Here is an 11,107-nt window from a genome sequence, read left to right as displayed (position 1 = left end):
GCCAGCCTGGCAGTGCCTGGCTAAGATACTACCATTTTTTTGCGTTCCCACACACTTTCATGCACATTTCATAGGCCGGCTCTGCAAACGTTTGCGCTCCCAGGAGCCCGCGCCGGCCAGCTATTTTGCCGCCTGCCTGGCCGCCGCGGCTACCTTTACGGCCCACGACGCGTACTGGGTAGTATTCGCGAAAAATTGCAGCTAGTATGAACGTAGGAGATAGAGTGCGCCTGCTCACGGGCACCGAAGAAGGTATTATTACCCGCCTGCTCGACAGCGAGCTGGTAGAGGTGGCGATTGACAATGACTTTACCATTCCGGTGCTGCGCCGCGAGCTGGTGCCCGTGGCGGCCGAAGAAGGCCAGGCCTTCCGCCGCCCGGTGCCCGAGGTGGCTCGCCCCGCCACCGGCAGCAAGAAAAATAAGCCGCAGGGCGGCCAGCCCAAGGCCCAGCGCCCCGGCGTGCCCCCAGCGGCTAGGGCCACCCGGCCGCAGCCCGCCGGCCCCAGCGCGGCCATGCCGCCCCGCCCGGCCCCGGCCTCCCCGCCCCCACCGGCCGCTAAAGGCCTCTACCTGGCGCTCGTGCATCAGGCCCCCGAGCTGCTGGCGCTGCACCTGCTCAATAACACGGAGGCGGAGGTGGTCTTCACCTACGGCGAGGAGCGCCAGGGCAAGTACCGCGCCCTGGCCGCCGACAAGCTCAAGCCCAAGGCTGCCAGTGCCGCGCTCGCCCACCTGCACCTCAAGGATTTTGAGCAGTGGCCGGCCGTGGTGTTTCAGCTCCTGAATTTCAAGCTGAACGCCGACACGGCCTACGACCTGCTCACCAAGCGCCAGTCGTTTAAGGCCAGCACGTTTTATACCAGCCGCCGGCCCGCGCCGGTTATCGGCAAGGAAGCCTACCTGTTTCAGCTCGACGAAAAGCCCGCGCCCGCCCTCAGCCCCGAAAAGCTGGCCCAGGCCGAAGCCGCGCTGGAAGCTGCGCACGAAGCCGCCGCCAACCCCGCCCCGGCGCTCGGTGCTAAACAGGCCAACGTGCTTCAGCAAGCCCTGGGCGGCGACAAGCCCGCGCCTGTTCCGGCCGCTATTGCCCCGGCTCCGCCCCAGCCGGCGGCCGCCCTCGTCGCCCCACCTCACGAAGTAGACCTGCACATCGAAGCCCTGCGCCCCGAAGGAGCCGAAGGCCTCAGCAACACCGCCATGCTGCGCCAGCAGCTCGATGCCTTTGAGGATACGCTGAGCCGCGCGCTGGCCACGAATATGCACGAAATCATATTTATCCACGGGGCCGGCAATGGCACGCTGCGCAAGGAAATTCACCGCCAGCTGAGTCGGAATAAAGATATCAAGTTCTTTGAAGACGCTCAGAAGGAGAAGTTCGGCTACGGCGCTACGCTGGTACGGCTGAAGTAACCGTCGAAATTAAGTTAATTATTTATGCCTCCTCACAAAAAAAATATAGTTTGTATTGAAGGTCGATGGGAAAGAGACTTAACAAAGCTCAATAGCGTAGCTGCTGGCTTACAGCTACTATACGAAAACAAGGTTGTAGCCAAGCAGTGTTGCAAACAATCTCATTCCGCAGCAACTACTCTGAGTCTACTAGTTGAATTTACTCAAAAAAAGTATGCAAGCTTCAGCATAATTTATTTATCTTTTCATGGGTCCCCCAATATTATTGGTTTCGCAAAAGAGGCTGTGACATTGGAAGAGTTACAAGAGAAGTTAGCCAACAAGCTTCACGGAAAAATTCTGCATTTTGGTTCTTGCCAAACCCTTAATGTAAATAAACGTGTTCTCACAAAATTTCTAAAAGTGACTGGTGCTAGAGCAATTTCGGGCTTTACCAAGGACATACCATTTATAGAAAGTACTCTACTTGACTTGTTATACTTTGAACGGTGTCAGTACAGAAAAGAAATGAATCATGTAGAGCATGATATGAGTTCTCACTACAGTCAATTGTGTAAGAGGCTTGGTTTTCGACTAGTTACGCAAGAACAATAACCATTCAATGTACGACCTCATCGGCGACATTCACGGCCACGCCGATGAGCTGCGGGCCCTGCTCCACCACCTCGGCTACCGGCCCGATGCGGCCGGCGTGCCGCGCCACCCCGACGGCCGACAGGTGATTTTTCTGGGCGATTACGTGGACCGGGGCCCCAAAATCCGGGAAACCCTGCAGCTGGTGCGCGGCATGGTGGAAGGCGGCGCGGCACTAGCCATCTTAGGCAACCATGAGTACAACGCGCTGGCTTTCTGGCAGAAAGACCCGGCCGGTGGCCACCTGCGGCCGCACCGGCCCTGGCACATAATGCAGCACCTCGAAACCATCAAGGAGTTTCGCACGCCCGAGCTGTACCGCGAGTGGCAGGGCTACCTGGCCTGGTTCCGGACGCTGCCCCTGGCCCTGGAGCTGCCCGGCCTGCGGGCCGTGCACGCCTGCTGGGAGTCCCGGCACATCGAGTACCTGCGCGGCGAGCTGCCCGACCTGTGCCTCACCCCCGACTTTATGCTGCGCGCCAGCCGGCGCGGCACGGCCGAGTTCGAGGCCATCGAGGTGACGCTCAAAGGCCGCGAGGTACGCCTGCCCGGCGGCCTCACCTTCCAAGATAAAGATGGCCATCACCGCGACCTTACCCGCGTGCGCTGGTGGCAAAACCCGGCCACGGCGGCCGCCTACCACGAGTATTTTCTCGAAGACCTACCCGAGCTGCGCAACCGCGCCTTCGATTTTGCCAGCCTCGACCCGTGGTATTACCAAGACGAGAAACCAGTATTTTTCGGTCACTACTGGCTGCGCGGCAAGCCGCAGATTTTGCAGCCGCACGCCGTGTGCCTCGACTACAGCATGGCGCGGGGCGGCCAGCTCATCGGCTACCGCTGGGACGGCGAGCAGACGCTGAGCGCGGATAAGCTGGTGTGGGTGCCTTAGCAAGCGGAGACGATAACATATATCATTTAAAATATTTATAATATTATTCATCTGCCTTTTGGCCTCGCCGCTAACCTCGCTTGGGCATCGACTTGCTTTGCCTTTGCGCGAAGATTTTCTGCCTGCCGCCAAATAGCCCGTACCTTTGCCCTTGCAGTGAGCCACCCCACCGCCGCGCCCAACGCAAATGCGGGCGGGGAGGAAAGTCCGGGCAACGCAGGGCACCCTGCTTCCTAACGGGAAGGACTGGCCAAACGGGCCAGGACAGCCAGTGCCACAGAAAATAACCGCCCGCAAGGGTAAGGGTGAAAAGGTGCGGTAAGAGCGCACCAGCGGCTGGGTGACCATGCCGGCTGGGTAAACCTCAGGGGTTGCAAGACCAAATAAGCGAACGCGTCGGCGGCTTCGACCGGCGGCACCGGGCGGCCCGTTCGGGTTCGCGGGTAGGTCGCTGGAGCCCGTCGGCGACGACGGGCCTAGATAAATGGTGGGGCCGCTCCGGAAGAAACTTTGGGGCGGACAGAACCCGGCTTATCGGCTCACTGCGTAATTTCGGCGGCTGCTTTCTTCCGAAAGTAGCCGCTTTTTTGTATAAAATCGTTTGTCCTTGCGAGCGTAGCGCGGCAATCTCACCAGCACGCTGCCCGAACGATTTTGTTCAGGTGAGATTGCCGCATTGCGCTCGCAAATACAAACGCACTTTAATTTCTTCTTCATGCCCCGCATTCTTATCATCGACGACGAAAAGTCTATCCGCCACACGCTTAAGGAAATCCTGGAGTTTGAGAATTACCAGGTCGACCAGGCCGAGGATGGGCCGGCGGGGCTCGATTTACTGATTCAGCAGAAATACGACGTCGTGCTCTGCGACATCAAAATGCCCAAGATGGACGGCCTCGAAGTGCTGGAGCGGGCCCGCACGCTGGCCCCCGATGCGGCCTTTATTATGGTGTCGGCGCACGGCAATATCGAAACCGCCGTGGAGGCCACCAAAAAGGGCGCGTTCGACTTTCTGCCCAAGCCGCCCGACCTCAACCGCCTGCTCGTAACGGTGCGCAATGCCCTCGACCGCAGCAAGTTGGTGACGGAAACCAAGACCCTGAAAAAGAAGCTGGCAACCACCAAGGGCTCCGAAATGGTGGGCGCCTCGGCGGCGCTGGGGGCCGTGCGCAAGGCCATCGAAAAGGTAGCCCCTACCGATGCCCGCGTGCTCATTACGGGTCCCAATGGCGCGGGCAAGGAGATGGTGGCGCGGCAGCTGCACCAGCTCAGCCCCCGCGCCAATGGCCCGCTGGTGGAAGTCAACTGCGCCGCCATTCCGTCTGAGCTAATTGAGAGCGAGCTATTTGGCCACGAAAAAGGCTCGTTTACCTCGGCCGTGAAGCAGCGCATCGGCAAGTTTGAGCAGGCTGATGGCGGTACGCTGTTCCTGGACGAAATCGGCGACATGAGCCTCTCGGCCCAGGCCAAGGTGCTGCGGGCCTTGCAGGAAAGCAAAATCACCCGCGTGGGCGGTGAGAAAGAGATATCGGTGAACGTGCGCGTGGTGGCGGCCACCAACAAAAACCTGTTGCAGGAAATCGCCGACAAGAACTTCCGCGAAGACCTTTACCACCGCCTCTCGGTAATTCTCATCCAGGTGCCCGCCCTCAACGACCGCCGCGAGGATATTCCGGAGCTGGTGCAAAAATTTCTGCAAGACATTGCCGCCGACTACGGCAATAAGCCCAAAACTATCTCGGCCAGCGCCCTGAAATACCTGCAGGGCCTCGACTGGCGCGGCAATATCCGCGAGCTGCGCAACGTGGTCGAACGCCTCGTAATTATGAGCGACGCCACTATTGAAGAAGCTGATGCCAAGGCGTTTGCGGGTAAGTGAAACCCTTATACTAAACTGATTAAATAAATAAAAGGCAGCATAAGAATCGGTTGATTCTTGTGCTGCCTTTTATTTTACACTTTTCTCATTTGCAAATAGAAGACGCGCTAAACCTATAAGCCTGTTCAGGAAGTAGTAAAAGCCCAAAAGAACGTCATGCTGAGCTTGTCGAAGCATCTCGCTCGCTTCGTTGGGATGATACCTGATGGCGCAAGCGAGATGCTTCGACAAGCTCAGCATGACGTTCAAGAGGAAATTGACAGGCTTCCTAAACAGCTTCTCTATTAGTGACGGCTCTCTACCTTATGAGGACTCATGATTTTTTTGTAATCTGATACGGTCCCGTAGTGCTCAAAACCTTCTAAGTAGCTTATTTTCCAACTTCCATTTATTTTTTTTGCTTTCATCTCATATTTGAATGGCGGGTCAATTCCCTCTTCTTTGCCCCAACTCCAATTAAAGGCCGCAGTTTCGCCGTTGAATTTTAAATTATTGATTTTAAGCCGCTGCCAATAATTATCAGGATAATCCTGGCAGCCACACCAGTCATCGGTGTCCGTACTCCACACTGGAACACCGTCTTCTGGGTTTCGCCACTCAACGCTTGCCTGTCTGATTGACGAATCCAAGGTCATCGCAATTGCCCGATGCCTTGCCAGGAAATCATCGGAGAAGAAATTAGTTCGCTTAAATACTTCGTAGTCCCTGTTGTAAGCGTTCCAGTCAATACCAGTGAATAGCCCGTGTGAAGCCGAATCAGCTTTTAACGGGAAGCCGACATTAAAATAACTGGTTTCGTGCCATTTATAAAGATTTCTAACTAACGCTGCGAGTTCAATACTGTCTTTGTTTGTTGTTGTCTTTTCGCTTACTTTCTCTACCTCTTTCGAACCCTCCGGCTTGCTGCAACCGGTCAGCATAATGACTCCTGATATGATTGTCAGAACATAATTTCTACTTTTCATTTTAGGTTGGTAAGTTTGAAGTTTATACTGCGCCAAAGTTGTGACTACCAGGTAGCATTTGGGAAATAGGCTATCATCAGCTGAATTTGCGAAACAAGGTAATTCGGAATAGTCTTGCCACTATTTACACCAGCTGGCTGCATCCCCGAATATCGGAATTATCCAGCCGCCCTAATACCTCAAACGAGCCGTCGGGGTGGCTACGCGCCAGGTCCTTGGTTTCGATGAACGCGCAACTGTCCGCATTAGCTAAATCAATGATATTGATAGCCCCATCGGGTCGGTTTTCGCTCACCGAAAATGGGTCGGCGGGGTCGCGCAGCAGTACGCGCAGCTGGGGCGGGCAGTAAAAGCGGCCGTGGCCCGGCGAGTACGCTTGGCTCAGCAGCTCGGTCATGCCGTACTCGGAGTGAATGGGCGCGGGGCCAAACGCCTGCTGCAACTCCTGGTGCAGCTCTTCGCGAATCATCTCGCGGCGGCGGCCTTTCATGCCGCCGGTTTCGAGCACTACCAGGTCTTGCAGCTCGGGCGCGGAGCTATACTCGGCCGCTAAATCCAGCAGCGCGTACGTAACGCCAAACAGCATGACGCGGCGCCCCGGCTGCTGCTTGGCCTCGCCCAAGGCCCGAAGCAGACCGGCGTGGTCGCGCAGGAAAAATGCCGGCTGCGCCTGCCCCGAGCGCTGGGAAAAATCTTCTACCATGGCCACCAGCGACGACTCGCCCTGCTCCAGATACGAGGGCAGCAGCGCCAGAAAAGTCCATCCCGTGAGCGGGCCATATACCCGCTCAAAAATGGCGGCCGCGTTGGCCCGGTACAGCGCTGGGTCGCGCACGAGGTGGCGGCTGCGCTGCTGCAAGGTGGTGCCGCTGCTGCGAAACACCTCCTGCGGCTGCCACGCAGTGGGGTCGGTACGCACTTCCTGGGTTTTGAAAAACTCGATGGGCAGAAACGGAATATCGGTAAGCCGCTGCACCGAAGCGGGGTCATAGTCGTCGCCCTTGCGCGCCAACCCGGCCAGGTAGGCCTGATAGGGCGGGCAGTGCCGCGCTTGGTAGCGAAACAGCGCCAGGGCCGCCGCCTCGAAGGCAGCGGGCGTAAGCTGGGTCAGCAACTGATAATCAGCGCCCAGAAAAGAAGTACGGAAACTCATAGCAAGCAGCAGGGGTTAAGTCAAAAGGCCGCCGGTATAACCAGGCGGCGGCTGGCTTACATTTACGCCTTTACAACAATCAGGCGGCCGACGCGTTGGGTTAACGGCGGCGCAGACGTGGACTCCTCTTTTTAGTATTTATGACTTTACTTCGACTAGCAGTTGCGGCAGGCATGTTGGGCGTGCTGGCAACGGGGCTGAGCAGCTGCCTGGCTGAGCCCAAATTTTCCACTACGCCGGAGATTTCCTTTAATAATATAAACCTGACGCATATTAGCAGCCCGACTCTGACCGGCGACTCGGTAACCGTTACTATTAATTATCAGGATGGCGACGGCGACCTGGGCCTGACCGCGTCGGAAAGCGCTGCCGCCCCTTACGTAGGCACCCGCTACGCGCAGAATTACTTTGTGGAGGCATTTATTAAGGATAAAGCTTCGGGGCAGTTTGTGTCGCTGGCCAGCCTGAACCGGCAAAAAACCACTACTGCCCCTATTCTTTACTATACTGCCAGCGAGTATTATAGCCGCTTTGAACCAATTACCTCGGAGGACAACCACGCCCCTATTAAAGGTGTGCTGAACTGGAAATTTGTATTCCCCAGGCAGGCTCCCTTCTTCTCCGGGGAGGAAGTACGCTTTCAGGTCAGCATCGCCGACCGGGCACTGCACGAGAGCAATACCATTACGACCGCCAGCGTTATCTTTCCTTAGCGCTAAGGCGCTGTACTACTGGCAGTAAATAACACTGTAAAAGGGTGAGCTAAGCTTCTTAGCTCACCCTTTTATCTGGTCGGAACTCAATATATAGCCGGAAACTTCGCTGGCTCTACTTCGCGCATTAGCTCGTAGGCCAGGTCGAACACATCCTCCGTATTAGGCTTGGAGAAGTAGTCCCCATCGGAGCCGTAGGGCGGGCGGTGGGCCTGCGCGGCCAGGCAGCGCGGCGGCGAGTCGAGCAGCTGATAGGCATTCTGTCCGTCGAGTACCTGCTGCATCATGTAGGCCGTAGCCCCGCCCGGCACATCCTCATCGGCGAAGATGACGCGACCGGTTTTGCGCAGGCTGTCGGCAATCAGCTGGTCGGTATCGAAAGGCAATAGCGTCTGCACATCAATCACTTCTGCCGAGATACCGACTTCGGCTAGCTGCCGGGCGGCCTCCAGCACAATGCGGCACATCGAGCCGTAGGTGACGATGGTCAGGTCTTCGCCTTCGCGCAGCACCTCGGGCCGGCCCAGCGGCAGCGTAAACTCGCCCACGTTGGCCGGCAACTTTTCCTTGAGGCGGTAGCCGTTCAGGCACTCAATGACGATGGCCGGCTCATCGGAGCGCAGCAGCGTGTTGTAGAAGCCCGCCGCCTGGGTCATGTCGCGCGGCACGCACAGGTGCATACCCCGAATGGCCCCGAGTATCATCTGGATGGGCGAGCCCGAGTGCCAGATACCCTCCAGCCGGTGCCCGCGGGTGCGCACAATGAGCGGCGACTTCTGCCCGCCCTTGGTGCGGTATTGCAGGCAGGCCACATCGTCGCTGAGAATCTGGATGGCATATAATAGATAATCCAGATATTGTATCTCGGCAATGGGCCGCAGGCCGCGCAGCGCGGCCCCGATACCCTGCCCGATAATGGTGCATTCGCGGATGCCGGTATCCGTCACGCGCAGCTCGCCGAACTTCTCCTGCAAGCCCGCAAAGGCCTGGTTTACATCGCCAATGCGGCCCACATCTTCCCCAATAGCAAAGATGCGGGGGTCGCGCTCGAAGTTGGCCGTGAAGCAGGCTTGCAGCACCTCGCGGCCATCAACCAGCGCGGCATCGGCCGCAATTCGTGCCGGCACTTCCTCGATATTGCCCACTGCTTCTTCGCTCTGGCTGAAGAGGTACGAGTTGTAGCGGTCGGCATTTTCGGCCTCGCACTGCTCAAGCAGGCGCTGGGCGGCGCGGCGGCCGGCGGTGGGCTTGTTGCCGCGCACCTGGCGCAGGGCCTTGCGCAGGGTGCGCACAATGTCGGCCCGAATGGGTGTCACATTGGTTTTCAAGGCATTAACCAGCTCAGCCAATTGGTGTTCCGCGCCGGCTTCGGCTACCAGCTGGTTGAGCACCGTCAGGGCCTCATCGCGCTCCTGCTGAATGGGGTCGAAAAACGCGCTCCAGGCCGTGGTCCGCGCCTGCTTGATAGTGGCGGCGGCGGCTTTCTCAATCTGGGCCAGCTCGTCTTCGCTGGCAACGCCCTCGGTGAGCAGGTATTCGCGAAACTTAACCAGGCAGTCGTACTGCTCTTCCCAGCTCAGACGCTCCTTGGGCTTGTAGCGCTCGTGCGAGCCGCTGGTGCTGTGGCCCTGCGGCTGCGTCACTTCCGTCACGTGGATGAGCACCGGCACGTGCTGCTCGCGGCATACGGCCGCCGCCCGCTGATAGGTATCAACCAGGCTTTGATAATCCCAGCCACGCACCACAAAAATCTCGAAGCCCTCCTGGCCTTCGCCCTCGCGCTGGAAGCCGGCTAATATAGCCGAAATGCTTTGTTTGGTCGTCTGATACTCAGCCGGTACCGAAATACCGTAGTGGTCGTCCCACACCGACATCAGCAGCGGAATCTGCAACACGCCGGCCGCATTGATAGCTTCAAAAAACACGCCCTCCGAGGTGCTGGCGTTGCCGATGGTGCCAAAAGCCACCTCGTTGCCATTCACCGAGAAGTCGGTAAACTGGTGCAGGGCAGGGTTTTGGCGGTAGAGCTTGCTGGCGTAGGCCAGGCCCACGAGCCGGGGCATCTGCCCACCGGTGGGCGAGATATCGGCCGACGAGTTTTTGCTGGTAGTCTGGGGCTTGAAATGGCCGTCCTCATTGAGCAGACGGGTGCCGAAGTGCCCGTTCATGGCGCGGCCGGCGGTGCTGGGGTCGGCCTCGGGGTCGGCGTGGGCATAGAGCTGGGCAAAGTACTGCTGCCAGGTAAGCTCCCCGATTGCTACCATAAAGGTCTGGTCGCGGTAGTAGCCCGAGCGAAAGTCACCGGCCTGGAAAGCCCGGGCCATAGCCAGCTGCGGCAATTCCTTGCCATCGCCAAAAATACCGAATTTGGCCTTGCCCATAAACACCTCCCGGCGGCCCGCCAGCGACGCATGACGGCTCTCCCACCCGAGGCGGTAGTCGTCCAGCAGCTCGGCTTTGGAAAGGGAGAGGTGCGCGGGGGCCGGGGCTAGCAGCGTGTCAGACATACAGAACGAAGTAAGAAGTAGTGGGTGGGAAGGACGTACGATGCCGCAAATTTACGGAATCGGCCGGGGGCGGGCTGTATATTTGTCTACGCCCCCGGCCGACTGGGGTTAACTAACTGTTACTCTATCTTATTACCCAGGTTAAACCCTGGCTTTTAGCTTATGCGTTTCGTTTCTACCCTGGCCCTTTGCCTGCTGGCGCTGGCCGCCCACGCCCAGGGCGTGCTTACGTTTGAGAACACCGACCACGATTTCGGCAAGGTAGCCGAAGGCACGATGGCTACCTACGAGTTTCGCTTTAAAAACACGGGTAACCAGCCCATCGTTATTGCCAATGCCCAGGCCAGCTGCGGCTGCACTACTCCGGAGTGGACCAAATCGCCGGTGCTGCCGGGCAAGTCGGGCATTATCAAAGCGGTGTACAACAGCGCCGGCCGCCCCGGCGTATTTGCCAAAACCGTAACGGTAATGAGTAACGCCACCGAAGCCAGCAAGGTGCTCAGCCTTAAAGGCACGGTACTGACGAAAGACGAGCTTCGGGCGACGCTGACGCCGGCCCAGCTGGCCGCGTCGCCCAAGCTGCTGCTGGAGCGGGCCAGCTACGACTTCGGGCGCCTGGAGGCCGGCACGCAGCCGGTAGCCCGCATCGGCGTGCGCAATACCGGGCCTAAAGACCTGGTGTTAACCACGGTATCATCCAACTGCTACTGCGTGGGCTACCGCTCCGCGCCCGCGCCCATCAAGCCCGGCCAAAGTGTCGTAATTGAGCTGGTGTACGCGCCCCGTACCCTGGGCCCCGCCGCCGAGGTCGTTACGCTGGCTTCCAACGACATGCACGGCGATACCAAGCTGACGCTCAAGGCTACGGTGGTAAAAGACCTGGTGCCTACGAGCCTGGTAAAGGAAAGCAGCTCCTCGGTGCCGTTTAAGTAGCCAACCTATCAAGCTGTAGC

The 11,107-nt window shown here is 58.3% G+C and carries 9 protein-coding genes and 1 other RNA gene; 7 read left to right on the top strand and 3 right to left on the bottom strand.

The window, feature by feature from the left end; all coding sequences use genetic code 11:
• Positions 1–206: 206 nt before the first annotated feature.
• From F6X24_RS09455 to F6X24_RS09435, 5 genes are all read left to right on the top strand, one after another.
• Positions 207–1,412 carry a Smr/MutS family protein gene (locus tag F6X24_RS09455; protein ID WP_229725476.1) on the top strand — a complete coding sequence of 402 codons (1,206 nt, stop codon included), beginning with the start codon at positions 207–209 and terminating at the stop codon, positions 1,410–1,412.
• A gap of 24 nt (positions 1,413–1,436) precedes the next feature.
• Entirely contained in the window at positions 1,437–2,006 is a 570-nt protein-coding gene (locus tag F6X24_RS09450) for a DUF6642 family protein (RefSeq protein WP_151087756.1), read from the top strand.
• Between the two features lie 7 nt (positions 2,007–2,013).
• Complete coding sequence (locus tag F6X24_RS09445) at positions 2,014–2,937, top strand: metallophosphoesterase (RefSeq protein ID WP_151087755.1); 924 nt, start codon at positions 2,014–2,016, stop codon at positions 2,935–2,937.
• A 153-nt stretch (positions 2,938–3,090) separates the two neighbouring features.
• Positions 3,091–3,487: RNase P RNA component class A (gene rnpB, locus F6X24_RS09440), an RNA gene on the top strand.
• Between the two features lie 165 nt (positions 3,488–3,652).
• Positions 3,653–4,816, top strand: a complete 1,164-nt coding sequence (locus tag F6X24_RS09435; RefSeq protein WP_151087754.1) for a sigma-54-dependent transcriptional regulator — start codon at positions 3,653–3,655, stop codon at positions 4,814–4,816.
• 284 nt (positions 4,817–5,100) lie between these two features.
• Here F6X24_RS09435 and F6X24_RS09430 read toward each other — a convergent pair whose 3' ends face one another.
• Both F6X24_RS09430 and F6X24_RS09425 read right to left on the bottom strand, forming a co-directional pair.
• The gene (locus F6X24_RS09430; RefSeq protein ID WP_151087753.1) at positions 5,101–5,781 is read right to left on the bottom strand and encodes a hypothetical protein; all 681 of its coding nucleotides are present in this window, start codon (positions 5,779–5,781) and stop codon (positions 5,101–5,103) included.
• Between the two features lie 124 nt (positions 5,782–5,905).
• Complete coding sequence (locus tag F6X24_RS09425) at positions 5,906–6,934, bottom strand: acyl-CoA synthetase family protein (RefSeq protein ID WP_151087752.1); 1,029 nt, start codon at positions 6,932–6,934, stop codon at positions 5,906–5,908.
• 140 nt (positions 6,935–7,074) lie between these two features.
• On the opposite strand from F6X24_RS09425, the gene F6X24_RS09420 reads away from it, so the two are divergent.
• Complete coding sequence (locus F6X24_RS09420; protein WP_151087751.1) at positions 7,075–7,647, top strand: hypothetical protein; 573 nt, start codon at positions 7,075–7,077, stop codon at positions 7,645–7,647.
• Between the two features lie 86 nt (positions 7,648–7,733).
• Here F6X24_RS09420 and F6X24_RS09415 read toward each other — a convergent pair whose 3' ends face one another.
• Positions 7,734–10,154 (bottom strand): alpha-ketoacid dehydrogenase subunit alpha/beta, encoded by a 2,421-nt coding sequence (locus F6X24_RS09415; protein ID WP_151087750.1) that lies wholly within the window; start codon positions 10,152–10,154, stop codon positions 7,734–7,736.
• A gap of 162 nt (positions 10,155–10,316) precedes the next feature.
• Between F6X24_RS09415 and F6X24_RS09410 the strand changes: the two genes are divergently transcribed.
• A complete protein-coding gene (locus tag F6X24_RS09410; RefSeq protein ID WP_151087749.1) occupies positions 10,317–11,087 on the top strand; it encodes a DUF1573 domain-containing protein in 771 nt (256 codons plus the stop codon).
• Positions 11,088–11,107 lie beyond the last annotated feature (20 nt).

This window comes from Hymenobacter baengnokdamensis, assembly GCF_008728635.1.
Classification (GTDB): Bacteria; Bacteroidota; Bacteroidia; order Cytophagales; family Hymenobacteraceae; genus Hymenobacter; species Hymenobacter baengnokdamensis.
This window is presented reverse-complemented; position numbering and strand designations above follow the sequence as displayed.